25 protein-coding genes, 3 tRNA genes, 1 other RNA gene and 1 pseudogene are annotated in these 26606 nt (G+C 28.4%); 28 read left to right on the top strand and 2 right to left on the bottom strand.

Translation table 11 applies throughout. From position 1 onward, the window contains the following. Positions 1-153: 153 nt before the first annotated feature. The 4 genes and pseudogenes from J2Z24_RS20365 to J2Z24_RS20350 all read left to right on the top strand — a co-directional run bounded on the left by J2Z24_RS20365 (position 154) and on the right by J2Z24_RS20350 (position 5006). A pseudogene (locus J2Z24_RS20365) lies at positions 154-1643 on the top strand (spore germination protein). After that, positions 1627-2727, top strand: coding sequence for a GerAB/ArcD/ProY family transporter (locus J2Z24_RS20360; protein WP_051593370.1), 1101 nt, complete (start codon positions 1627-1629; stop codon positions 2725-2727). The pseudogene J2Z24_RS20365 and the gene J2Z24_RS20360 overlap by 17 nt, the downstream one beginning before the upstream one ends. Before the next feature lie 91 nt (positions 2728-2818). Further along, on the top strand, positions 2819-3907 hold the full coding sequence (locus J2Z24_RS20355) for a GerAB/ArcD/ProY family transporter (RefSeq protein WP_051593369.1): 1089 nt from the start codon (positions 2819-2821) through the stop codon (positions 3905-3907). Beyond that, positions 3891-5006, top strand: coding sequence for a Ger(x)C family spore germination protein (locus J2Z24_RS20350; protein WP_051593368.1), 1116 nt, complete (start codon positions 3891-3893; stop codon positions 5004-5006). The genes J2Z24_RS20355 and J2Z24_RS20350 overlap by 17 nt, the downstream gene beginning before the upstream one ends. Before the next feature lie 43 nt (positions 5007-5049). Here J2Z24_RS20350 and J2Z24_RS20345 read toward each other — a convergent pair whose 3' ends face one another. Beyond that, positions 5050-5937, bottom strand: coding sequence for a phosphatidylserine decarboxylase (locus J2Z24_RS20345; RefSeq protein WP_035149976.1), 888 nt, complete (start codon positions 5935-5937; stop codon positions 5050-5052). A gap of 161 nt (positions 5938-6098) precedes the next feature. On the opposite strand from J2Z24_RS20345, the gene J2Z24_RS20340 reads away from it, so the two are divergent. Further along, positions 6099-6665: a TetR/AcrR family transcriptional regulator gene (locus tag J2Z24_RS20340; protein ID WP_035149975.1), complete on the top strand. Its 567-nt coding sequence runs from the start codon at positions 6099-6101 to the stop codon at positions 6663-6665. 57 nt (positions 6666-6722) lie between these two features. On the opposite strand, the gene J2Z24_RS20335 is transcribed toward J2Z24_RS20340, so the two are convergent. Further along, positions 6723-8111 carry a pyruvate carboxylase subunit B gene (locus tag J2Z24_RS20335; protein ID WP_035149972.1) on the bottom strand — a complete coding sequence of 463 codons (1389 nt, stop codon included), beginning with the start codon at positions 8109-8111 and terminating at the stop codon, positions 6723-6725. Positions 8112-8290: 179 nt separating this feature from the next. Here J2Z24_RS20335 and J2Z24_RS20330 point away from each other — a divergent pair. From J2Z24_RS20330 to J2Z24_RS20220, 23 genes are all read left to right on the top strand, one after another. After that, positions 8291-8367 (top strand) — tRNA-Arg (locus tag J2Z24_RS20330). 195 nt (positions 8368-8562) lie between these two features. Further along, on the top strand, positions 8563-9003 hold the full coding sequence (gene tadA, locus J2Z24_RS20325; protein WP_035149970.1) for a tRNA adenosine(34) deaminase TadA: 441 nt from the start codon (positions 8563-8565) through the stop codon (positions 9001-9003). 10 nt (positions 9004-9013) lie between these two features. Further along, positions 9014-9104: transfer RNA gene (locus J2Z24_RS20320), tRNA-Ser, on the top strand. A gap of 162 nt (positions 9105-9266) precedes the next feature. Further along, a complete protein-coding gene (locus tag J2Z24_RS20315; protein WP_035149968.1) occupies positions 9267-9848 on the top strand; it encodes a hypothetical protein in 582 nt (193 codons plus the stop codon). Positions 9849-10177: 329 nt separating this feature from the next. Next, positions 10178-10420: a Spo0E family sporulation regulatory protein-aspartic acid phosphatase gene (locus J2Z24_RS20310; protein WP_035149966.1), complete on the top strand. Its 243-nt coding sequence runs from the start codon at positions 10178-10180 to the stop codon at positions 10418-10420. 106 nt (positions 10421-10526) lie between these two features. Then, positions 10527-10616 (top strand) — tRNA-Ser (locus J2Z24_RS20305). An 11-nt stretch (positions 10617-10627) separates the two neighbouring features. Next, an RNA gene (ffs, locus tag J2Z24_RS20300) (signal recognition particle sRNA large type) lies at positions 10628-10893 on the top strand. Positions 10894-11047: 154 nt separating this feature from the next. Next, positions 11048-12664, top strand: coding sequence for a DNA polymerase III subunit gamma/tau (dnaX, locus tag J2Z24_RS20295; protein WP_035149963.1), 1617 nt, complete (start codon positions 11048-11050; stop codon positions 12662-12664). 115 nt (positions 12665-12779) lie between these two features. Next, positions 12780-13121, top strand: a complete 342-nt coding sequence (locus J2Z24_RS20290; protein ID WP_035149961.1) for a YbaB/EbfC family nucleoid-associated protein — start codon at positions 12780-12782, stop codon at positions 13119-13121. Positions 13122-13147: 26 nt separating this feature from the next. Beyond that, positions 13148-13744 (top strand): recombination mediator RecR, encoded by a 597-nt coding sequence (recR, locus tag J2Z24_RS20285; protein WP_035149959.1) that lies wholly within the window; start codon positions 13148-13150, stop codon positions 13742-13744. Between the two features lie 71 nt (positions 13745-13815). After that, on the top strand, positions 13816-14085 hold the full coding sequence (locus J2Z24_RS20280; protein WP_035149957.1) for a DUF2508 family protein: 270 nt from the start codon (positions 13816-13818) through the stop codon (positions 14083-14085). A 57-nt stretch (positions 14086-14142) separates the two neighbouring features. Further along, complete coding sequence (locus J2Z24_RS20275; protein ID WP_035149956.1) at positions 14143-14397, top strand: pro-sigmaK processing inhibitor BofA family protein; 255 nt, start codon at positions 14143-14145, stop codon at positions 14395-14397. A gap of 32 nt (positions 14398-14429) precedes the next feature. Beyond that, the gene (locus J2Z24_RS20270) at positions 14430-16187 is read left to right on the top strand and encodes a sigma-54 interaction domain-containing protein (RefSeq protein WP_035149953.1); all 1758 of its coding nucleotides are present in this window, start codon (positions 14430-14432) and stop codon (positions 16185-16187) included. Between the two features lie 257 nt (positions 16188-16444). Beyond that, positions 16445-16825 carry a RidA family protein gene (locus tag J2Z24_RS20265; protein ID WP_338078431.1) on the top strand — a complete coding sequence of 127 codons (381 nt, stop codon included), beginning with the start codon at positions 16445-16447 and terminating at the stop codon, positions 16823-16825. 19 nt (positions 16826-16844) lie between these two features. Further along, positions 16845-18074 carry a diaminopropionate ammonia-lyase gene (dpaL, locus tag J2Z24_RS20260; RefSeq protein WP_035149951.1) on the top strand — a complete coding sequence of 410 codons (1230 nt, stop codon included), beginning with the start codon at positions 16845-16847 and terminating at the stop codon, positions 18072-18074. A gap of 26 nt (positions 18075-18100) precedes the next feature. Beyond that, positions 18101-19285 (top strand): YgeY family selenium metabolism-linked hydrolase, encoded by a 1185-nt coding sequence (locus J2Z24_RS20255; protein ID WP_035149949.1) that lies wholly within the window; start codon positions 18101-18103, stop codon positions 19283-19285. Between the two features lie 80 nt (positions 19286-19365). Beyond that, positions 19366-20838 (top strand): sodium:solute symporter family protein, encoded by a 1473-nt coding sequence (locus J2Z24_RS20250; protein WP_085059127.1) that lies wholly within the window; start codon positions 19366-19368, stop codon positions 20836-20838. Between the two features lie 15 nt (positions 20839-20853). Further along, complete coding sequence (locus J2Z24_RS20245) at positions 20854-22443, top strand: N-acyl-D-amino-acid deacylase family protein (RefSeq protein WP_035149948.1); 1590 nt, start codon at positions 20854-20856, stop codon at positions 22441-22443. 92 nt (positions 22444-22535) lie between these two features. Continuing rightward, on the top strand, positions 22536-22880 hold the full coding sequence (locus J2Z24_RS20240; RefSeq protein ID WP_035149945.1) for a hypothetical protein: 345 nt from the start codon (positions 22536-22538) through the stop codon (positions 22878-22880). Positions 22881-22913: 33 nt separating this feature from the next. Next, entirely contained in the window at positions 22914-24308 is a 1395-nt protein-coding gene (gene hydA / locus J2Z24_RS20235; protein ID WP_035149943.1) for a dihydropyrimidinase, read from the top strand. 258 nt (positions 24309-24566) lie between these two features. After that, positions 24567-25259: a DNA/RNA nuclease SfsA gene (sfsA, locus tag J2Z24_RS20230; protein ID WP_035149941.1), complete on the top strand. Its 693-nt coding sequence runs from the start codon at positions 24567-24569 to the stop codon at positions 25257-25259. A 103-nt stretch (positions 25260-25362) separates the two neighbouring features. Beyond that, a complete protein-coding gene (locus J2Z24_RS20225; RefSeq protein ID WP_035149938.1) occupies positions 25363-25902 on the top strand; it encodes an NAD(+) diphosphatase in 540 nt (179 codons plus the stop codon). 82 nt (positions 25903-25984) lie between these two features. After that, positions 25985-26371, top strand: a complete 387-nt coding sequence (locus tag J2Z24_RS20220; protein ID WP_051593367.1) for a hypothetical protein — start codon at positions 25985-25987, stop codon at positions 26369-26371. Positions 26372-26606: the final 235 nt, after the last annotated feature.

Here is a 26606-nt window from a genome sequence, read left to right as displayed (position 1 = left end):
GCGAGATTTTCATACGTGCCTTAAGGCACAATGCTGGTAAAGTGCCCTTATAGGGCTTAAGAAAAACCACCAGCTTAGCTGGTGGATATTTATTTTTTGCATAAAAAAAATAATATTACTTAAAATATTAATATTACTTTTTAGGTGGTAGATATGGAAAATAATATTTTGGATAATAAAATAAATAAAATATACGAGTTATTAGGAAACAACAGTCAAATAGTATCAAAAAAAATTTATATTGGGACAGGGCAAAGTTTAGATAGCGCTATTATATATGTTAATGGATTAGCGGATAAAGACAGAATAGATAGAGATATACTTAAACCTTTAATGATTTATTTACAAGAAGATATAAGTAATAAGGAAAGTTTAGAAGACTATATATGTAAAAAGTATATATATATGAGTAATACTTTTGTTACTTCAAAAATTGATGAAGTAGTGGAGTATTTAAAAAGAGGAAAAACCGTAGTAATAATACTTCAAATTATATTATAGTAGATACTACAGGAGGAGTTCATAGGCATGTAGAAGACTCAGAAAATGAAGCAGCAATAAAGGGACCTAGGGAAAGTTTTGTAGAGAATTTAGAAATAAATATAAGTATAATAAGAAGAAGAATAAAAGATAAAAATCTAAAGATAGAAAGTGCTGTAGTAGGAAGAAGATCTCAAACAGATGTAGCTATTATATATATTGATGACATTGTTGACAAAAGTTTATTAAATTATACAAAAGAGAGAATAAATATGGTAGATGTGGATTTTATATCATCGTCAGAAATGTTGTTGCAGTACATAGAAGAGCATACATATAGTATTTTCCCTCAAATTTATTCTACAGAAAGACCAGATACAGTTGAAGCTACTGTGCTGGGGGGAAGAGTAGCTATAATAGTAGATGGAAGTCCACAAGTTATAACCATTCCTACTGTGTTTATAGAATTTTTCCAAACTGTAGGAGATTATTATGAAAGATTTATAGTTTCATCTTTTACAAGATTTCTTAGAGTAGCTTCTATATTTACAATTATAACTCTTCCGTCTTTATATTTATCTTTTATAAAATTTAATGTAGAACTTATACCATTAAAGTTTATAGTACCAATAATAAATTCTAGAATAGGCATAGCACTAAGTCCATTTTTTGAGATATTTCTAATGGAAATTGCAATTGAGGTATTAAGAGAAGGAGGATTAAGGCTTCCTACTAAAGTAGCTCAAACCTTAAGTGTAGTTGGGGGTATTATTTTAGGTCAAATGGCTGTAGAAGCTAAATTGGTAAGTCCAGATACTTTATTAGTTGTTGGAATATCTGTTATTTCTACATTTTTAATACCTCATTATGAAATGGCTTTAACTATAAGAATCCTAAAGTTTCCATTGCTCATTATTACAAATTATTTGGGTATTTTAGGAATTATATTATTTTGGTTTGTGATAATGGTACATTTATTAGACTTAGATAGTTTTGGAATTCCATATATATCAGTAAGCAAATCAGATTTAAAGGACGAATTTATAAGAGCACCTTTATGGAAAATGAATAAAAGGCCAGCTAATGTAGGGAGTAACAATAGCATAAGACAAACAGATTTTAGAGAAAAATTTAGGAGGAATAAACTTGGAAAGAAAAAATGAGTTATTAACTCCTATAGAATTATTAAGCTTAATTGTGGGAAATATGATTGGGGTTGGAATACTAACACTACCTAGAGATGTAGGTAAATACGCCCATGAAGATGGATGGATAGCTATAATACTAGGTAGTATATATCCTTTTTATATAGCTTTAATGGGAATATATATAAGTAAAAAATTTCCTAATTATAATATACTGTCTTTAAGTAAAAAACTTTGTGGCAAACTTATTGGAAATATATTGAATTTTTTATTTTTAATAGGTTTTATATTAAGTTTTTGTTCAACAGTAGTATCTATGACCAATGTAGTAAGAATATATTTAGTTTATTTTTTACCAAAATTTAAAACTATCTTAGCTATAATTTCTGTAGTTACTTATGTATCTACTAAAGATTTAAAAGTTATAGCTAGATTAAGTTTAGTAATTTTTTATATAACTATATTTCTTTTAGTTATTCCATTAAATGTATTAAGGAGAGGAAATATATTAAATATTCAACCTGTATTTTCTAGTAGTATAGGTGACATAATGAAGGCATCTATGCAATCCTCTTTTGCCTATTCAGGGATAGAAATATTTCTTTTAACATATCCTTATGTAAATGACAAAAAGAAAATAAAAAAATATGTTTTAACGTCTGTATTAATAATTACATTATTTTATATAGGGGCAAACTTCCTAACATTATTTTACTTAGGAGATGAATTAATAAATAAATTAAAGTGGCCATTTATAGCAACAACTGAAACTTTAGTTATACCTATAGTAAATAATTTTAGATACATATTTATGTATTTGTGGAGCACAATAATAATAAAAACACTCACAAACTTCCACTTTAGTTTAACTTTTACAATTAATGATTGGATAAAAAAAGTTGATAGAAGATATATATGTTTAATAATGGCACCAATATTAATATGGATATGTATGAGTTTTGGAAATGAAGTAAAGTTTAAGGAGATATCTAAGTATTCTATTCCTATAACAACTGTTTTTAATATTAGTTTTGTTACAATTATAGCATTTTTAATAAAAATAAATGATAAAAATGAAAAAAAAGCTATAAAATCTTTATAATTATGATGATGGGGTAACAATGATACATCCATTAGATTCTAATAATAGCATAATGTAAACAGATTTTAGGGAAAATTTAGGAGGAATAAACTTGGAGAGAAAAAATGAGTTATTAACTCCTATAGAATTATTAAGTTTAATTGTAGGAAATATGGTTGGTATTGGAATATTAACCTTACCTAAGAATATAGCAAAATATGCTCATGAAGATGGATGGATAGCTATAATATTAGGTAGTATATATCCCTTTTATTTAGCTTTATTGGGAATATACATAAGTAAAAAATATCCCAATGATAATATATTATTTTTAAGTAAAAAATTTTGTGGCAAATTCATTGGAAATATATTAAATTTTTTATTTTTACTAGGGTTTATATATAATTTTTGCTCAACAGTAGTGTTTACGATAAATGTAGTAAGAATATATTTAGTTTATTTTTTACCAAAATTTAAAACTATCTTAGCTATAATTGCTGTAGTTACTTATGTATCTACTAAAGATTTAAAAGTTATAGCTAGATTAAATTTAGTGGTTTTTTATATAACTATATTTCTTTTAGTTATTCCATCAAATGTATTAAGAAAAGGAAATATATTAAATATTCAACCTGTATTTTCTAATAGTATAGGTAATATAATAAAGGCATCTATGCAATCTTCTTTTGCTTATGCAGGAATGGAGATATTCTTTTTAATATATCCTTATGTAAATGACAAAAAAAATATAAAAAAATATACTTTAATGTCTGTACTAATGGTTACATTATTTTACATATGGTCAAATTTTTTAACATTATTTTATTTAGGGGATGAGTTAATTGATAAGCTAAAATGGCCATTTATAGCTACAGCTGAGACTTTAGTTATACCAATAGTAAATAATTTTAGATACATATTTATATATCTATGGAGTACAGTAATTTTAAAAACATTAACTAATGTTCATTTTACAGTAACTTTTACAATAAATAGTTGGATAAAAAAAATTGATAGAAAATATATATGTTTAATAATAGCACCAATATTAATATGGATATCCACGATTTTTGGAAATGAAGTGAAATTTAAAGTCATATCTAAGTATTTTGACCCTATAGTAAGTATTTTTGATACAGTTTTTATTACTATTATAGCATTTTTAATAAAAAGAGATGATAAAAATGAAAAAAGGTTATAAAATTTTAATAATAGTTGTAATTATAGTAAGTCTTGTATATTACAGTAATGCAGATGATATGGTAGAGTTTGCAGAAAATTTATCAATTCCAATAGGAGTAGGATATGATATAAATAAAAAAACAGATGGAAATGTAGATTATAGTATACCAATTAGTTTTTATATATTTAAACCTAATGGTGAAAATTTAAATAAGGTGGTTACGGGAGAAGGTCACACCCTTCTTGAAACAAGAGAAGAGAGACAAACGAAGTTGGATAAGAAATTTTTCTTAGGGTCAGAAAAAGTGTATATAATAAGTGATAGGTTTGCACAAAATGGTGTAAGAAATATAATAGAGGGTATGTTTAATGAGCCATTAATAAGTGATATAGGTTATATGGCTGTATGTGCTGGAAAAGCAGAAGAAATATTGAGATATCCCGTTAAAGATTATAGTAGTTCAGCAGAACTTGTAGAAGGAATAATTAAAAATTTGAAATATAATAACTTTTTCTATGAAGAATATAAAGTAAATAATGCTTTTGAACAATTAGCGGTAGAGGGAATGAATTTAGTTTTGCCTTATGTAGCTATTACTGATGAAGGAATAGAAGTAGTTGGGATGGCTATTTTTAAGGATGATAAGATGGTTTACAAATTAAATATGGAAGAAACAGAAATTTTAAATTTTTTAAGAGAAGATAATACTCAAGGCTCAATTAATATTAAAGAAAGTGAGGATGAGTATGTTAGTGGTGTAGCAATTAATAAAAGAAAAGTTAAATGTTTAAAACAGGGAGAAAATTATAAGTTCTTAATAGAGTTAAATGTAAAACTTGATATAAATTATGATGAATTGAAAAACCCTATATTTGAAAAGAAAGAAAATGAAGAGAAAGTTATAAAGAAAATAGAACAAAATATGGAGGATAAATCAAGGAAATTTATAAATAAGATGCAGAATTGTTATAAAATTGATGTATTACAGCTAGGAAGAGTAGCTGCAGCAAAATATGGTAGAAGAAAAGAAATAGATTGGGATGAAGTAGTTAGTAATTCAGAAATAGATGTAAAAGTAAAAGTAAAAATAGATAGAGGAGGAAGAGGAAACTTTTAAAAAGCTCATTACATAGATTATTTTACTATATAATGAGCTTATACTATATTTTTTCGCCTATTTTTTCTCCCATATTAACTTTTGTTTCATATCCTAAGGTAGTTTGATGTAATATATTTTCATCTATTTTAACAGTATGTTCTTGTAAGAATAGTATAACAGTAGAACCACCAAATTTAAAAAATCCTTTTTCGTCTCCTTTAGAGATTTTTTTATTTGAACTATAACTTTGTATTATTGAACCTACACAAGTTGCTCCTACTTCTATATACAATACATCACCAAAATTTTCTGAATGGAATAGACTCCATTCTCTTTTATTTTTACAAAATAATTTAGGAATCTTATTTAAGGCTATTGGATTTACAGAGTAATAACGGCCCTTTATTTTTTTTGTTTCATCACAAACACCATTATCTACAAAATGAAATCTGTGGTAATCCGTAGGACACAGACGTAATATTAAACAAATACCATTTTTAAATTTTGTAGCTATTTCTTTTGAGTTTATTAGTTCATCTAGGCTATAATATAACCCTTTTATTTGTACTATTTTATTAAGATCTATATTTTCATAGGCAGAAAGTCTACCATCACCAGGAGAAATAAATATATTCTTATTCAAATCTATAGGTCTAGAAGAAGGTTTTACTTTTCTTGTAAAGAAATTATTAAAGGATTCAAATCCATTGATAGGAATAATAGCTTCATCCATGTTTATATTAAATTCTTTTACAAAGTCTTTAATTTTTTTAGAACTACTTTTACTATCGCAATATTTACCATATAAAAAAGAAAAGAATTTTTTCTTTATAATCAGTTCTAAAAAAGATATGCCGACAGGAGAGGAATAAGTCCAATTAAGATATTTTTCACCAGATACTTTTTCTACATCATAGTTATTAGTTTTTCTATTATAAATTTTGATCATTTTTTCCTCCTGAAAATATATTTTTATTTATATAAAATATTATAAATGATAAAATAAATTTATCAATGACATTAATCTATTGTTTTTTATATTGAAAAAATAGTATAATATATTTAGAGTTATACTGACTGGTCAATAAAAAATAATCGGAGTGATTTTTTATGAATAAAACAAAAGGAACAATATTTGAGTCTGCTATAAAAGTTTTTTCCATATATGGATATGATGGAGCTACTATGGATGAAATAGCTTCACAAGCGGGCGTTGCTAAAGGAACGTTATATTATCATTTTAAAAGTAAAGAAGAAATATTCAAATATATAATACAAAGAGGAATGGATCTAATAAAACAAAGAGTAGATGAAGTAGTTAAAGAAAAAGATAATTCCATAGAAAAACTTAAGGCGGTATGCAAAGTTCAATTGAGTATGGTTTATGAAAATAGAGATTTTTTTAAAGTTATAATGAGTCAATTGTGGGGACAAGAATTAAGGCAACTTCAACTAAGAGAAAACATACAACAATTTATACAAGATATAGAGTCATATTTACAAGAAGCTATTAAGGATGGATTCATAAGAAAAGGTGAAAAGTCTTTTATGGCTTATAGTATGTTTGGAATGTTATGTTCAGCTGCAGTATATGAACTTATAAATGAAAATCATTATAATATTGATGAAGTTGTAGAGAATTTAATGAACTATATACTAAAAGGAATAGAGGCTTAAGTTAATTCTACTTAAGCCTATTATGTTTTATAAAAAGGCATCTACTTTATAAATTATTTAAATAACAGAGCCTTTAGTTTCTTCTCTTAATGATTCAACAGAAGGAGAAAGTTTTTTATTTTTTAAAAATTCTTCTGCAACTTCAGGGAAAGACAAGTATGTTAATATATCTTCATTACGAGTGGAAAGATGCTTTAGTTTTTCTTTGGTTTTTTCAAAAGCTGGTTCCAAAGTATCAGCATATCTAATGTCTATAGGTTTTTCATTTCCTAAAGCTTTAGATAAAAGATTATTATTTATTTTACCAGGAGCTTTTCCATATTCGCCTTTACAATAAGCTTTAACTTCTTTTAGAATCATTTTATATTTCTCACCAGTAAGAACATTTACAGTAGCTTGTGTTCCCACCATTTGACTCATTGGTGTAACTAAAGGAGGATAACCTAGATCTTTTCTTACTTTAGGAACTTCATTTAAAACTTCTTCTAATTTATTTAAAGAATTTTGTTCTTTAAGTTGTGATATCATATTAGAGAGCATACCACCAGGAATTTGATATATCAATGCTTCAGGTTGAGGTGATAATACTTTAGGGTTTAATATTCCATTTTTAATAAACTCTTCTCTTATAGGTTTAAAGAAATCATTTATTTCTTTTAATATGCTAGAGTTTAAATTTGTATTAAATCCATAACTAGTCAGAGCATAATGCATTGATTCAGTAGGAGGCTGAGCTGTGCCACCGCCAAAAGCAGATATAGAACAGTCTATACCATCAACATCTGCTTCAACAGCTTTTAAATAAGACATTTCCGCTAACCCGTTTGTGCTATGAGAATGTAGATATATAGGTATTTTTACCGTTTCTTTAAGAGTGTTGATTAAATTAAAAGCTATATCTGGCATAATTAATCCTGCCATATCTTTTATGCATATAGAGTCTACTCCCATATTCTCTAAATTTTTAGCTAGAGATATATAATTATCTACATTGTGAATAGGACTAATAGTATATACAATGGTTCCTTGAGCATGAGCACCTTGTTTTTTAGTTTCATTAACAGCCACTTCTATATTTCTAAAATCATTTAATGCATCAAATATTCTTATTATATCAATACCATAGTAAACGGCCATCTTTATAAATTCTTTTACTACATCATCTGGATAATGTTTATATCCTAAGATATTTTGTCCTCTTAATAGCATTTGTAAAGGTGTTTTTTTTACTATTGCTTTAATTTTTTTTAGTCGTTCCCAGGGGTCTTCATTTAAATATCTTATGCAAGAATCGAAAGTTGCTCCACCCCAACATTCTAAAGAGTAATATCCTGCTGTATCTAATTTATTAAGAATTGGAGCAAATTGTTCAAAGGGTAGCCTTGTAGCTATTAAAGATTGATTTGCATCTCTTAATACTGTTTCGGTAATATGTAGTTTTTTCATAATACCACCTCTAATTTTTTTAATATATAAATATATTTTATCATATTGTTTGCCGAAAATCTCCAATAAATAGTAAATTAGAAAACATATGGAGGGGAGTTATTAATCCAATTACATATTATGTAATCTAGTTGACAATATATATAAATTGTAATAAACTATTTATAGTAATAATATATGCGCTCGTAGCTCAGTAGGATAGAGCAGCGGTTTCCTAAACCGCGTGCCGGGGGTTCGATTCCTCTCGGGCGCACCAAGGCCTTAAGCATATGCTTTAGGCTTTTTATATTTTATCTAGCACTACTATTACTAAGTACTTAAAATTAATATAATAATTATTTACAATAGCATTAAATAATTATAAAATATAATCAGTAGTATCTATACATTACTTAAGAAGTGAGAATATTAGCAATGGTATAAGAAAGATAAATAAAGGAAGATATATAATATGTTTTTTGATTTTATGTCTGAAGCTTTAAATGAAGCTAAAAAGGCACAGAATATGAATGAAGTACCAGTGGGAGCAGTAATAGTTAAGGATAATAGGATAATAGGGTCTGGATATAATATGACAGAAATCTTAAAGGATCCTACAGCTCATGCTGAAATAATAGCTATAAAAAATGCTTGTAATTTTATAAATAACTGGAGATTGACTGGATGTGAACTTTACGTAACTTTAGAACCATGTCCCATGTGTGCAGGAGCCATATTACAATCTAGAATAAGTAAAGTATATATAGGAACTTTTGATCCAAGATTTGGAGCTTGTGGATCTATAGTAAACCTATTACAAAATAAGTTTTTAAATAGTGATGTTCAAGTAAAATGGCTATATAATAATGAATGTAGTGTTATATTAAAAGATTTCTTTAAATTAAAAAGATAAAATAATATATGGAGAGATGTCCGAGAGGTCTAAGGTGATTGACTCGAAATCAATTGTAGAGTAACACTCTACCGGGGGTTCGAATCCCCCTCTCTCCGCCAATAAAAAACACTTGATTTTGAATTAAGTGTTTTTTTATTATATAAATTTTTATAATAAAAAAATTACAAAATTTTAACAAAAGATTAATAAGAAAATAAAGGAAATTCATATACTTAGATAGAATAGTTTATTTATAGAAATCCTTTAGGAGGGACATCAAATTGATAAATGCTTCTAATGATACCTTTATTGAGACTTTACCTAAAAATGATGTAATTATGTTATATGATAAAAAAGGTGAAAATTATATAAAAGTATTTTATCAGCTTTTTAATAATAGAGATTTAGATAATTGTGATCTTCAGTTAAAGGAGTTCATATATGGAAATATACCTATACCTAAAAATTATTTAGGAACATTATTTTTAGTAAAAAAACTGTTTTTAAACAATCAGATTTCGTATGAATGTATAGACATAAAAAATGGAAAGATAAATGAATACAAATTTGAACTTTATAGTTTTAAAGAAGAAAATAAATTTTTACATAAGATATATAGTGATATAAATAATACTGCTTTAAAAAAATATAAATTGAACAATTTAGACGATAGTATAAAATATAAAAGTCTATATTATAAAAAAAGGCTTGGAGATATAAACATATGTTTTAATAATAGTAATATGTTTTCAAATTTATGTATTAACGGTAATAAAATAAAATTTAAAAACTTGTTGAAATGTATAATGAATTATGATGGATTTTTATTAAAATTCCAGATACTAAAAGGAAGTTTAGAATAAGAAAAATTAATGAAATTTTAATAAGTTAAATTTTTATTTTAATTTTAAAAAAAGTTATAACAAATTTATACAAATAATTACCTATAAATATAAAATATAATGATATACGGTGTAGAAATAATAAGAAAAACATTAATAATAAGTATTATATGGTAAATATATGATAGAACATGTATAATGTATTTATATTTACTTAAAATTACAATGATGATATAATTATGCTAATAAAATATTATCATTATTTATTATGTTAAATATTATAATGGATAAACTAAATGTTTTCTTATAAATTTAAAATATCCACCGGATATAAAAAGGAGGATTTTTAAATGAAAAAAAGTTTCTTATTATCTTGTGTTGGAATGGATGAATGTGTTTTTAGTGAAAAAGAAATAGAAGAGTATAATAGCTTAATAGATATAGAAAAAGAAATAGAGTATACTAGAGAATTACTAAATGAAGTATCTTGTGATATAGACGACTATGAAAAAAGTAAACAAATATTAGAAGTAAGTCAATATATGGATAAGCTATTAAATAAGTACAATAATATATCTATGGAGAAAAAGTGATATAAAATTAAAGTTTTTATAAAAAACTATTGAGTTTTATTTAAATTAATAGTATAATATATTTTGTCTTAAATAAATATTTTATATTTATTCATGAGTAAACCGAGGAGAGATGTCCGAGTGGTTGAAGGAGCACGCCTGGAAAGCGTGTGTAGGGGAAACTCTACCAGGAGTTCGAATCTCCTTCTCTCCGCCATATAAACTTTGCCGTGCTAGACGGGGAGTTAGCGGTGCCCTGTAACCTGCAATCCGCTATAGCAGGGTTTAATTCCTTGATTAGGCTATAACGTGTGGGGTCTGACCTATATAAGTGGCGTTGATAACTGGGTCCCACGCAACGGAAACTCATGAACTCCGTCAGGTCCGGAAGGAAGCAGCGGTAAGTGATCATTTTCGTGTGCCGTGGATAAACCTGGTTTGAGTTAACTGTATAGGTAACGCTCATAGGTTATTTGCCAAAGCAAGGTGCACGGTTTAAATATGAAATAATTGTCGCACAATAAACTTTGTTTATTGTGCGTTTTTTTCATATAATGTAAAATGGTATTAGTAATTAACTTGATGTATAATAATATGATATATCAAGTTAAAAAATGATTTTTAAAGTTTTACTAAGAGGTGAACTAAATGTCTTATACTGCATTATACAGGGAATGGAGGCCTAGAAATTTTAAAGATGTAGTAGGCCAGCAACATATAACTGTTACATTAAGAAATCAAATAAAGAATGGCAGAATAGCTCACGCATATCTTTTTTGTGGTACTAGAGGAACAGGAAAAACTTCTACAGCTAAAATATTGGCAAAGGCAGTAAATTGCTTAAACTTGCAAGATGGAGAGCCATGTAATGAGTGTGATATGTGCAAAAAGATAAACTCTAATTTATTAATAGATGTAACGGAACTGGATGCAGCTTCAAATAATGGAGTAGATAAAATAAGAGAAATTGTAGAAGAAGTTAATTATCCTCCAAGAGAAGCAAAATATAAAGTTTATATAATGGATGAAGTGCATATGTTATCTCAAGGTGCAGTAAATGCGTTCTTAAAAACTCTAGAAGAACCTCCAGCAAATGTAATATTTATTCTTGCAACCACAGATCCGCAAAAACTTCCAATAACAATTTTATCTAGATGTCAAAGATTTGATTTTAAAAGAATAAAAAGTGAAGAGATATTTGAAAGACTTAGATATGTTGTAAAAGAACAAGGGATTTTTGCAGATGATAAAAGTTTAAATCTTATATCTAGAATGTCTGACGGTGCAATGAGAGATGCTTTAAGTGTGTTAGATCAGGCTATATCCATGGGCAATAGTAAAGTTGAATATGAAAAAGTTATAAATATGTTAGGACTAGTAACTAACGAAAATCTAATAAGGCTTACAGACAATATAATTGATAAGAACATAGAAAATTCTATAAAGGTAATTGAGGAAGTAGTATTTAGTGGAAAAGATATACATTATTTCATTAAGGATATGATAAATCATATGAGAAATTTATTAATGGTAAAGGTTAGTCAAAATCCTGATGAAGTATTAGATATGTCAGAGGAGAATATTGTTCTTTTAAAAAAACAAAGTGTTAAAATAAGAATTGAAGAAATTATGAGAAACATAAGGATACTTCAAGAAGCAGAAGAACAATCTAAATGGACAAAGCAGAGTAGATTATATTTGGAGTTGGCTGTAATAAAAATGTGTAAGATAGAATACGATACTTCAAAAGAAGTTATACTTGCAAGATTAAATAAACTTGAAGAGGCTATGAAAAATGGTGAAATAAAGATTGCTTGTGAGGCTATAATACCTAAGGTATCTAGAGGAACTAAAGCATCTAAGCAAACAAAAGAAGATAAAGGTGATATAATTGTTCAGCCAGTTAAAAAATTTAATCCTGACTCTAAACTCAATATAGATATAGTGAGAAAATCTTGGAGAGATATACTAGAAACTTTTAAAGGTAGAAGGCATATGGTATTATATGCATCATTGATTACAGGCAAACCTATAGAGTGTAAAGATGGAATAATAACATTGAAATATGAACAACAATATGCTTTTAATAAACAAAGACTTGAAAAGGAAGATAACAAAAAAATAGTAGAAGATATATTTTCTGAGGTACTAAAAGAAGGAATAAGAATAAAATATATTATAGAAGAAGAAGAGAGTGAAAAAAATCCAGAAGAAATATTAAAAGAGACTTTTGGAGAAGATATGGTAGAAATATTAGAAGAGTAAATCTAAAAGTAATTTACAGCTTATATTTCATAGTTTAAAATAAGTTATTGTATAATAAGATTATACTAATTAAATTTTTCTAAAAATTAAGAGATATTAAGGAGGAATACAGAATATGGCAAGAGGTGGAATGAATAATTTTGGAGGAGGAAATATTAATAACTTAATGAAGCAGGCTCAAAAGTTTCAAAAGCAAATGGAAGAGATGCAAGCACAGCTTCAAGATAAAAAATTTGAAGTAAGCGTTGGTGGTGGTGCAGTAGTAGCTATAGCTAATGGAAGAAAAGAGATTGTTGATATAAATATCAGACCAGAAGTAGTAGACCCAGATGATGTAGAAATGCTTCAAGATTTAATATTAACTGCTTGTAACGAAGCTTTAAAGAAAGCAGAAGAAGAAACAGCTAATGAGATGAGAAAGCTTACTGGAGGATTAAATATACCAGGAATGTTCTAATGGTTTTTTTAAATGAGGTGAATTAATTGGAATTTTATCCAGTATCAATTGAAAAGCTTATAGAAGAATTTGCAAAACTTCCTGGAATAGGACATAAAACTGCTCAAAGGTTAACTTTACATGTGTTAAACTTACCAAAAGAAGAAGTAGATGAGTTTGCAGGAGCATTAGTTAAAGCAAGAGGTACAATAAGATATTGTTCCGTGTGTGGTAATTTCACAGATAAGGATCCTTGTTCTATATGTAGTAACCCAAATAGAAATAAAGAAATGATATGTGTTGTAGAACAGCCTAAAGATATAATTTCTATGGAAAAAGTTAGAGAATATAATGGAATGTATCATGTATTACATGGGACAATATCTCCTATGGCAGGAAGAGGACCAGATGATATAAAGCTTAGAGAACTTGTAAGTAGAATAAATGGAGAAGTAAAAGAAGTTATAGTTGCAACTAATCCAAATGTAGAAGGAGAAGCTACAGCTATGTATATATCCAAGATACTAAAGCCTTTAGGTGTAAAAGTAACTAGAATAGCTCATGGAATTCCAGTAGGTGGAGATTTAGAGTATGCAGATGAGGTTACTTTATCTAAAGCTTTAGAAGGTAGAAAAGAAATATAGATTTGGTAATTGAATAAACCTTCTATTTCATGTCAAAAATTACAATTAGAAATGAAATAGGAGGTTTTTTCATGAATAAAGATTTTACATTAAAGTTGAAGAAGGATAAAAATTATACAAAAGAGGAAAAGAAAATAATTGAATCAATAATAGAAGCTATGCAAGAAATAGAAAGAGCTAGAACATATTTTCAAATGGTAAAGGACCCTAGGTTAGTAGATTATGCAATATATATGGAGGAAGCAGCTAAAGCAAAATATATGTATTTATTGAGTGAAGCAAAAAATAAAAAAATAAAAATTCAATATAAATATATGTTACAAGAAATTAATATCGTATAATTCTTATAAAGAGTTAATATTATTAATATAAGATAATGGGGGAAAAGGGGTGATTTTATGGAATATATAGGTTATTTTTTAATTTCCATTTTAGCATTAATAATATTAGTGAAAATTTTTGCATGGCCATTAACAATATTAATAAAATTAGTGGCAAATGGGGTAATGGGTGCACTTTTATTATTTTTGATAAATGCTGTAGGTTCTTTGTTTAATATTAGCATAGGAATTAATGCAGTAACAGCACTTATAGCAGGTTTTTTTGGAATACCTGGTGTAATATTTTTAATTGTATTCAAGAATTTTTTATAATATTTTAAATGTTTCTGAAAGGTTGATTAAGTATGGCTTCCTATTTAAAAGATATACAGAACTCTGTTATTAAATATGCTAATATAATTTCTGAAATATTACATGTAGAAGTAGAAATAGTAGATGAAAATTTAGATAGAATTGCTGGTACAGGTATTTTTCAGAATAGGATAAATGAAAATATGGCCAATGTCGGATATGTGTATAAGAATGTATTAAAATCAGGAGAAACTCAAATAATATATAAACCTGGTAAAGATGAACTTTGTATACCATGTCCTAATCGAGATACATGTGAAGAAAAGTTTGAAATGAGTACACCTATAAAACTCAATAATGAAACAATAGGAGTAATAGGTTTAGTTTGTGTTACAAATGAACAGAGAAAATATTTAATGGATAGATTTCATATACATGTAGCATTTTTAAAGCAAATATCTGAATTTATAAGCATTTCTGCTTATGAAAAGAAAGAGAAAATGAGAAATCAAATTCTCATTGAATTATTTAATACTATAATAGATAAAGTAGATCAGGGTGTTATAATATTGAATAAGGAAAACTATATTACTCATATAAATAAAAATGCATTAAAGTATCTAAATATACATGATAACTCTTTTAAGCAGAAGATATCTATAAAATTTAATAGAAGCAGTATTTTAAATTTAGAGGAATACAAATTAACTATAGGAAATGAAAGTTTTAATTTACTGGGAAATATATATCCAGTATATTTAAATGAAGATCAGTATGACAAAATGTTCTTTTTTCATGACATAAAAGAGTTTAAAGAAAAAATAAACAAACTATCTATTCAAGAAAAAAGAATTTTTTGTGATGATATTCTAGGAAATTGCAAAAAAATGCAGAAGTTAAAGAAAACAATAAAAAAAATAGCATCTTCCACTTCTACAGTTTTAGTAAGCGGAGAGAGCGGTACAGGAAAAGAACTTGTAGCTAGAGCAATTCATAATGAAAGCAATAGAAGAGAAGAACCATTTATAGCTATAAATTGTGCTGCTATACCGGATTCTTTATTAGAAAGTGAATTATTTGGATATGTAAAAGGAGCTTTTACAGGTGCAGATCCTATGGGGAAGATGGGAAAATTTGAATTAGCTAACAAAGGAACTATTTTTTTAGATGAAATAGGGGACATGCCTTTGTCTTTACAAACCAAACTTTTAAGAGTTTTACAGGAAAGAAAAGTTATAAGAATAGGATCTAACAAACAAGTTAATATAGATGTTAGAGTAATAGCTGCAACTAATAAAAATCTTATAGATTTAATAGAAGAAGATAAGTTTAGAGAGGATTTATATTATAGATTAAATGTAATACCTATAGAAATACCACCTTTAAGAGAAAGAATAGAAGATATAAAGCTTTTAACTGACTTTTTTATTAAAAAGTATTTAAGTTTATTTAATAAGGATTTTATGAAAATAAAGATAGATAAACAGGTGTGGGATGTTTTTTATTTATACCAATGGCCAGGAAATATTAGAGAATTGGAGAATACAATAGAATTTATGATAAATATGGTAGGAATAGATGGCATATTAAGTGAAAGTATTATTCCAAAAAGTATTTCGGAAAGAAAAGTGAAAATAAAAGATGAAAATAAAGAAATATGTACTTTAAAGGAATTAGAAAAAAGGGCAATAGAAAAGGCATTAGAAACTTATGGAAAAACCACAGAGGGAAAAAAAATAGCTTCTGCTAAATTAGGTATAGGTATTGCTACTTTATATAGGAAAATAGAAGAATATAATTTATCAAAATGATAAATTATATTGATTCATATATATCAAAATAATTGAAAAAAGTAAGTATAAAAAGCTATTATCAAAATGATATATTTATCATTTTGATAATAGCTTTTTATATTTATTTGTTAATTATAATACTTAAAATTTTATAGGCTGTATCAGTATTTATTCAAATACCCTGAATTGATTTAATTTTTTGATAATATTTTGATATTGGCATGGATATTGCTTCAATAAATAAATGTAAAAGAATACAGAAGGAGGACTAAAAAATGATGAAAAAAAGTGTAAGTACAAAAAAAGCACCAGTTGCTATAGGACCGTATTCACAAGGAATTAAATGTGGAAATTTAGTTTTTATATCAGGACAACTTCCAGTAGACCCAAACACAGGTGAAATACCGGAAGGAATAGAGTGTCAAACAGAACAAAGTATAAAAAATATAATTGAAATACTAAAAGAAGAAGGATTAGATTTAAGTAATGTAATTAAAACAACTGTATTTTTAAAAGATTTGGGAAATTTCACAAAAGTTAATGAGATATATGGTAAATATTTTAATGAACCTTATCCGGCTAGAAGTTGTATAGAAATCGCTAAGCTTCCTAAAGATGCTGGAATAGAGATAGAAGTAATAGCAACAGATAATTAAAAAGTGTGGGAGGCAGAATATGAGTAAGAAAGATAATAGTATTAAGAATATAATTAATGAAAAATCAAGGGATTTTTTAAGTAATAAAACTAATATAGATTTTATTTCGGAAGAAGTTATAGGAAAGGTAAGAGAGTTTCATAAAAGTTTTCCAGAGTATAAAGTTACACCTTTGCATAGTTTGGATAATTTAGCCAAGTATTTAGGAGTGAAAAATATATTTTTAAAAGATGAGTCCTATAGGTTTGGGCTTAATGCATTTAAGGTTTTAGGTGGTTCTTATGCTATAGGAAAATATTTATCACAAAAATTAGATATGAACATATCTGAAATTTCTTTTGAAACATTAAAGTCAAAAGAAATAAAAGAAAAATTAGGAGATATAACTTTTGTTACAGCTACTGATGGAAATCATGGAAGAGGTGTAGCTTGGGCAGCCAATAGACTTGAGCAAAAGTCTGTAGTTTATATGCCAAAAGGTTCATCACAAGTAAGGTTAGACAATATAAGAAAAGAAGGGGCAGAAGCAAGCATTACTGAGTTTAATTATGATGATGCTGTTAGACTTGCCAATGAAAATGCAAAGAAATACGGATGGGTAGTAGTACAAGATACGGCTTGGGAAGGATATGAAGATATTCCTACTTGGATAATGCAAGGATATGGAACTTTGATTCACGAAGCTATAGAGCAATTAGAAGAAATGGGAACGGAAAAACCAACTCACGTATTTTTACAAGCAGGGGTTGGATCATTTGCAGCGGCTGTTCAGGGATATTTAGTTTCAAAGTTTGGAGATGATAGACCAATAACAGTTATAATAGAGCCTGATGATGCAGCTTGTATATATAAATCAGCAAAAATTAATGATGGGAAACCATATTCAGTAACAGGAGATATGCCAACAATAATGGCAGGACTAGCTTGTGGAGAACCAAATACAATAGGATGGAAGATATTAAGAGATTATTCTGATGGATATTTTTCTTGTCCAGATTATGTCTCTGCTAGAGGAATGAGAATACTTGCAAGTCCTTTAAAGGGAGATTCACAGGTTATATCAGGAGAATCAGGAGCTGTTGGTGCAGGAGTAATAAGTTTACTTATGGAAAAGGATTATTATAAAGATTTAAGAGAAAAGTTAAAGTTAGATAATAATTCAAAGATTCTTTTAATAAGCACAGAAGGAGATACAGATCCTTATAAATATAGAGATATTGTATGGGATGGAGACAATGCGTCTATATAAATAATTAAAATAAAGGAGGAAGTAGGATGTTGACTAATGAGAAAAAAGAACAGGTCATAAAAGTATGTCAGGAATTAGTAAAGGCTAAAAGCTATTCGGGTTATGAAGGGAATGTAGTTAACAAATTAAAAGAAATATTTAATCAATTAGGGTTTGACGATTTTTATGTAGACGAATATGGAAATATAATAGGTCATATTAAAGGAAATAAACCAGGTAAAAAAATATTGTTTGATGCTCATATAGATACTGTAGAAGTAGTAGACCAATCAAAATGGACACATGATCCATTTGCAGCAGAAATATCAGATGGGAAAATATATGGTAGAGGAACTTCTGATATGAAAGGTGCTTTAAGCGCTATGATATGTGGGGTTGCTAGTTTTGCTGAAAAAACTAAGAAAGACTTTAAAGGAGATATATATGTAGCAGGAGTAGTACATGAAGAATGTTTTGAAGGCGTTGCTGCAAGAAAGATAAGCGAGAGAGTAAATCCAGACTATGTAGTTATAGGAGAAGCTTCAGAATGTAATTTAAAAATTGGACAAAGAGGTAGAGCGGAGATAGTGGTGGAAACCTACGGAAAGCCTGCTCATTCAGCAAATCCACAAAAAGGAATTAATTCAGTATATAAAATGTCACAGTTAATAAATAGAATAAGAGAAATGAAAATGACTTATGATTCTGAGTTAGGACATGGCATATTAGAATTAGTTGATATAAAATCATCCCCTTATCCAGGAGCTTCAGTAGTTCCAGATTATTGTAAAGTTACTTATGATAGAAGATTATTAGTTGGAGAAACAAAAGAAAGTGTAATAAAACCAGTTTTGGACTTAATTGAACATATGAAAAAAGAAGATCTAGAATTTAATGCTAAAGTGTATTATGCAAAGGGAGAAGAAAGATGTTATACAGGAACAATAATATCAGATGAAAGATTTTTCCCAGCATGGAAATATGGAAAAGAAGAGGACTTTGTTAAAAAATCACTTGAGGCATTAAAGGAAGCAGAGTTAGATTCAAAAATAGCATACTATTCATTCTGTACTAATGGAAGCCATTATGCAGGAGAAGCAGGTATTAAAACAGTAGGATTTGGGCCATCTCCAGAAAATTTAGCACATACAATAGATGAATATATTGAAATAGATCAGTTAGTTAAAGCAACTAAGGGATATGAAGCTATAGCTAAAGGATTACTTAAGTAAAACAAAATTGATTTTCCATAGTTTTTATGATTATGGAAAATCAATAAATAAAAAATACCAAGGATAAGGGGGAGTATTAAATGTCTACAACACTGATAATTATAATTTTGTATATGGCTATTATAATGGGGGTAGCAATAGTTTCATCAAAAAAGAAAGTAAAGAATTCAAAAGATTTTTTATTAGCTGGAAGAAGTTTAGGGCCATTTGCATTAGCAGGTACATTAGCGGCCACTGAGATAGGTGGAGGAAGCACTGTCGGAGTTGCAGCGAAAGCATATGGAGATTGGGGACTTTCAGCAGGATGGTATGTTATTTGTTGTGGAATAGGTATATTTTTAGTTTCATTTGTTGCACCCACTTTAAGGAAAGCTATGGCAACTACTATTCCAGAAATTATGGAAAGAAGATATGGCAAACCGTCACATATAGTTACTACAACATTATCCATTGTGGCATTGTTTGTAGCCACAGCAGTTCAAATAATATCTACATCTACTATTATTAGTGTTATAACAGGAACACCATTGAAAAAAACTGTAATTGTAGCAGCAGTTGTAATAACTATATATACAATGCTTGGAGGACTTGTTTCTGTTGCAGCTACAGATATTATACATATAATATTTATAACTGTAGGTATGACTATAGCTATGCCAATAATAGTTAAAAATGCAGGAGGGTGGGCAGAAATAAAAGCAGCTTTACCACCAGGACAATTAGGACTGACAAAAGTAGGATGGAAAACTATATTTGGTCTTATACTAATGTATTTTATGACATTCTCTACAGGACAAGAAGCGGTTCAAAGATATTTTGCTGCTAAAAATGCTAAGGTTGCAAAAATTGGTTCTTTCTTATGTGCTCTGATCATGTCTTTGTATGGATTTGTTCCAGCAATAATTGGTTTGGTAGCTTTGGCTAGATTTCCAGGAATTAATCCTAATAATGCAATGGCTACAGCAGCAGTTAGCTTTGCACCAACAATAATAGCAGGACTTGTATTGGCATCTGTTTGTGCTGCTACTATGTCTAGTGCATCAGGAAATATGATAGCAGTTTCTACCTTATTTACTAAAGATGTGTATCAAAGATATTTAAAAAAAGATGCAACAGATAATGAATTAATGAGAGTAAGTAAAAGAGTTATAGTGTTTGTGGGATCAGTATCTTTAATAATCGCTTTGACAAATACACAGATAATACCACTTTTAGTATTTGCATTTACAATTAGATCAGCAGGACCATTTGCAGCATTTATATTTGGATTATTGTATAAAAAGGCTACAGTAAACTCAGGATTTTACTCATTAATATGTGGAAGTATAGCAGCATTTATATGGCAGTATTTAGGTGAACCTCATGGAATAATGTCCGTTGTATTTGGTTCTATAATAAGTACAATAGTATTTTTTATAGTTGCTATATTTGAAAGTAGTAGAGGAGTGCCATCAGCACCACCTGCTATAACTCAAGAACATTTAGATATGCTTGAGAAAGAGAATTTAGAAATGGAAGGGATATTAAATAAGAAAAATAAACTGAATATTTAGAAGGGAGATAATAGTATGAATAAAATTTTAATTAAAAATGGAATCATAGTTGATGGTACAGGAAGCAAAAGATTTAGGGGTGATATAGCTATTGAGAACGATAAGATAGCTAATATAGGAGAGATTAAAGAAGAAAACTTTGATAAAGTTATAGATGTTGATGGTAATATTGTTTGCCCAGGATTTATAGATACACATAGTCATTCAGATTTAAAAATTTTAGTAGATCCATATGTAGAACCTAAGATAAGGCAAGGTATAACTACTGAAGTATTGGGGCAAGATGGTATATCTATGGCTCCTCTACCAAAGCAGTATATTACTCCATGGAGAATGAATTTAGCAGGATTAGATGGAGATAGTGATGAGTTAAGTTGGGATTGGGAAACAACAGAGGGATATTATAATTTATTAGAGAAATCAGGTGTTGGTCCTAATGTTACCTATTTAGTTCCTCATGGAAATATAAGAATGGAAGCTATGGGATTAGATAATAGAAAAGCTACAGAAGAAGATTTAAAGAAAATGAGAGAGATAACTAGAAGAGAACTAGAAGCAGGAGCAGCAGGAGTGTCTACAGGATTAATATATATGCCTTGTGCTTATAGTAACACAGAAGAAGTTATTGAAATTTGTAAAGTTGCAGCGGAATTTGATAGACCTCTAGTTGTTCATCAAAGAAGTGAAGCAGATACAATATTGGAATCAATGGAAGAAATAATTCAAATAGGTAAAGCAAGTGGAGTAAAAATACATTTTTCTCATTTCAAAGTATGTGGAAAGAAAAATTATGATAAGGTTGATAAAGTATTGGAACTTTTAGATAAGGTTAAAGAAGAGGGAATACAAGTATCTTTTGACCAATATCCATATGTAGCAGGAAGCACAATGCTTGGAGTTATTCTTCCGCCATGGGTACACGATGGTGGAACAGACAAGCTATTAAAAAGACTTGAAGATACAGAATTAAGAAAAAAAATGATAGAAGACATTGAAAAGGGAATACCTGGTTGGGATAATTTTATTGATTTTGCAGGTTTTGATGGAATATATGTAACAAGTGTTAAAACAGATAAAAATAAAGATTGTATAGGAAAAAATTTAGTAGAGATTGCTACTATGAGAGGAAAAGATCCATATGATGCAACTTTTGATTTATTATATGAAGAAGAGAATGCAGTTGGAATGTATGATTATTATGGAAAAGATGAGCATGTAATAAAGATAATGAAGAGACCAGAACATAATGTATGTACAGATGGACTTTTAGGTGGGAAGCCACATCCAAGAGTATATGGAGCATTTCCAAGAGTATTAGGTAAGTTTGTAAGAGAAGAAAAAGCTTTAACATTAGAAGAAGCTATTTGTAAAATGACATCTAAACCAGCATCAGTATTTAAACTTGAGGACAGAGGAATTTTGAAGCAGGGAAAGAAGGCAGATATAGTAATTTTAAATGAAAAAACAGTAATAGATAAATCAACATTTATAGATCCAATTCAGTATCCGGAAGGAATCTATACTGTAATAGTTAATGGTGAGATTATATTAGATAATAAAGTAAGAAGCAAGAGGTTAACAGGAGAAGTAATAAGGATAAGTTAAATTTCTTAATGCGACAGTGCCATAAAAAATAATTTTAAAAGTATGAAAATTTAAAATATGATAGGGTTTCTATATTTTAAGAAGGTACTTTTATGTATGATTTAGTTATTAAAAATGGTTTTGTTGTATCACCATCAGCAACTATTAAAAAAGATATAGCTATTGAGGATGAGAAAGTAGTAACAATTGGTATAGGTAAAGAGTTTGATGAAGCAAAAAGGATTATTAATGCAGAAGGAAAATATGTATTACCAGGTGTGATAGATGCTCACATGCATGTTGAAGCACCTAATAAAGCTGTTCCTATTATGAGAGATAGGGTAAATCAATATAGTATGTTAGCTAGACTTGCGTCCATTCAGCCTTTAGGGAGTATTGTACTTGATGTTGAACCAAATAAGAAAGAAATTGTTAAGTTGGAACTTTTACAAGACTAATGTAATAAAAGGGTAGAAAGGTAGTGAGTTAAAATGAATACCTTAATAAAAAATGGTGTAATAGTAACCGCTTCTGATACTTTCAAAGGAGACATATTAATAGAAGAAGAAATAATAACAAAGATAGGAACTGAACTAAATATAAGTTGTGACCAGATTATTGATGCAACTGATAAATATGTAATTCCAGGAGGAGTAGATGTACACACTCATTTAAATTTAGATATAGGTATTGCTGTAGCTACAGATGATTTTTATACAGGGACTGTAGCAGCTGCTTGTGGTGGAACAACATGTATAGTTGATCATTTGGCATTTGGACCTAAGGGATGTAACCTACATCATCAAATTAATACCTATCATGGCTATGCTAAGAATAAAGCAGTTATTGATTACAGTTTTCATGGTGTTGTACAGCATGTAGACGACAATATGTTAAATGAAATGGAGGAGTTGGTTAATGAGGGTATAACAAGTTATAAGGTATATTTAACTTATGATTATAAATTAACTGATTTGGAGATATTTAGAGTACTTATGAAGGCAAAAGAAATAGGATCTATAATAACAGTGCATCCAGAAAATAATGATGTTATAGCCTATCTAAGAGAACATTATTCAAATAATGGTTTTACAGAACCTATATATCATGCAAAAAGTAGACCAGTTGAATGTGAAGGTGAGGCTATAAACAAGATGATAAATTTATCTAAGGTAGCTGGACAAGCAGCTTTATATATTGTGCACCTTTCTTGTAAATTAGGATTAGATTATATAAAATTTGCAAAAAGTATGGGACAAAAACATATTTTTGCAGAGACTTGTCCTCAATATTTATTTTTAAACGAAGAGAAATATAATGAGAAAAATAATGAAGGGTTAAAATATATTATGAGTCCTCCTCTTAGAGAAAAATTTAATCAAGATGCATTATGGTACGGAATTAAAAATGGAGATATACAGGTAGTAGCAACTGATCATTGTCCATTCAATTTCAATATAGAAAAACAGATGGGAAAAGATAATTTTACTAAATGTCCAAATGGATCCCCAGGTATAGAAGCGAGAGTTCCACTAATGTTTTCAGAGGGAGTAATGAAAAATAGAATATCTATAAATAGATTTGTTGATATAGTAAGTACTAATCCAGCTAAAATATTTGGATTATATCCTAAAAAGGGAACAATTGCAGTTGGTTCAGATGCAGATATTGTTATAATTGATCCTAAAAAGAAAGTTAAATTATCAAAATCTATTCTTCATGAAAATGTTGATTATACACCATATGAAGGTATGGAGGTTGAGGGATATCCTGTGCTTACGTTGTCAAGGGGAAAGGTGATAGTTATAAATAATAAGTTTGTTGGAGAAAAAGGATACGGAGAGTTTATAAAAAGAAAAAAATTCATGAGAAATATACATATATAAATATTATTAAAATAACATATGAAAAGTGTTAATTTAATATGGAATGATAGATGAGGAAAATACAAATAAAAAATCCTTTCATAAATTAATTTATGAAAGGATTTTTTATAATGCAAATAATATTATTGTAATGATAAAATAATATATATTAATGCAAATAAAAGATATGCAAATTCATAATTGTGACTATTTTTGTGAATAATGTGGATAACTTTAAGTTTTTTGTGTATAACTTGAGAAGGAAGTGGATATAATAATATGTTTATAAATAAAAAAGTGATAAGAGCTAAATTTATTAGAAGACCAAATAGATTTCAAGGTTATGTAATTATAGATGGTAAAGAAACTTTAGTTCATGTTCCTAATACAGGCAGATGTAAAGAAATATTAGTACCAGGTTCTACGGTAGTATTAAGAGAAGAAAGTAATCCATTAAGAAAAACAAAGTATGATCTAATAGGAGGATATAAGGGAGAACGATTTATAAATATAGATTCTCAAATTCCCAATAAAGTAGTAGAAGAAGCTTTACTTCAAGGAAAGATAGAAAGTCTCAAATCATATACAATAATAGAAAGAGAAAAAACATTTGGTAATAGCAGATTTGATTTTAGATTAAAAAATAAAGAAGGAGACGAATATTACTTAGAAGTAAAAGGCGTAACCCTTGAAGAAGGAGGAGAAACAAGATTTCCAGATGCGCCGACAGAAAGAGGAAGAAAGCACTTATTAGAATTAATAGAAGTTAAAAATAGTGGAAAAGGAGCGGGAGTTTTATTTTTAATTCAAATGGAGAAAGTGGATTACTTTAAACCTAATGATAGCATGGATAAGGCTTTTGGCGATGCGCTAAGACTTGCATATAAAAAGGGAGTAGAATTATTTGCGTATGATTGTAATGTAGGAGAAAAATTTATAACTTTAAAGGATAAGGTTAAGATCAAAATTTAATGTATTGGAATAATATATAAGTTGTCTTATAATATTGTTATATTAATAATATTATAGGAAGGCAGGTGAGGAGTTCTAAATTAATTTTTAGAACAAGGTACGTATGAAGTTTAAATATTGTCCTAAATGCGGTAGAGAATTAGTGGAAAAATATAGTTGGGATGAAGGTGGAGTACCTTATTGTCCTGAGGATGATATAATGTATTTTGACACTCCTAAGCCTTGTGTAGTTGTAGCAGTAATTAAAAATGATAAAATATTACTTCTTAAACAAAGCTACATATTTAAAGATTCAAAAGTTTTAGTATCTGGATATGTTACAAATGGAGAAACTGTAGAAGAAACGGTGTACAGAGAAGTTAAAGAAGAAACAGGAATAGCTGTTGGAAATATAAAGTATCTAGGAAGTGAATACCTGCCAACAAAAGAAATAATAATGTTAACCTTTATGGCAAATTATGTAGAGGGTGAAATTATTAAATCTGATGAAGTAGAGTGGGTTGATTGGGGACAATTAGAAGATGCTATATGTGAAATGAGAGAAGATGAAATAGGAAAAAATGTAGTAAGAAAAGTTTTAGAACAAATTGGATATGATGGCACAAAAGCATATAGATGTGATGTTAGGGGAAATGATTTATAGAAAGAGATATTAAGATTTTAGTAACATTATATTAAGTTATTACATATATTTATATAGTAAGCAAACTGTCTTGGGGGAATATATGTATAATTATTGTTGTTGGAACATGGATGATATGTATGATGAAGATTTACAAAGGATGTATCCTAGAATATATAGTAGAATTTATCCAATGATTATGATGCATTGTGATTCTTTAGAAAGAAGATATGGAATGATGTGCAGCATTGATGAAGAAGAAATAGAAAAAGCTTGTGAAGAAATGTACGATAGAATTAAGGATGAAATTGAAGATAACGATGACGATGATAAAAGTTGCTGTGGCATGCGTCAGTATGGAAGAAGAAGAGCTTTCAATGATTTTTTAAGAATTTTATTACTTAATGAGTTAATAGGAAGAAGGAGAAGAAGGAGAAGAAGAAGGAGAAGAAGACCTAGACCATATTATTATAATTATTGGGGATACTAATGGTTTATATCTAAAAAATATTTTAAAATATACATTAGCTTTTGTATAAAGCCTCCTATAGAATAAAGAATTCTATAAGGAGGTTTTATTGTGTGCCCAGCATGGGCAACAACTTGACGGTGAAAGTCCGTTGTGGGCTCGGTAGTGGGAACCACTAGCTGACGGCAAGGGTGTCCACCGTGAGGTAGAATCTGAAGGAAGCCGAAGGCAAAATCTTGGTCTGAGGAATACAAAT

Source organism: Clostridium tetanomorphum (genome assembly GCF_017873215.1).
Taxonomy (GTDB): Bacteria; Bacillota; Clostridia; order Clostridiales; family Clostridiaceae; genus Clostridium_AO; species Clostridium_AO tetanomorphum.
This window is presented reverse-complemented; position numbering and strand designations above follow the sequence as displayed.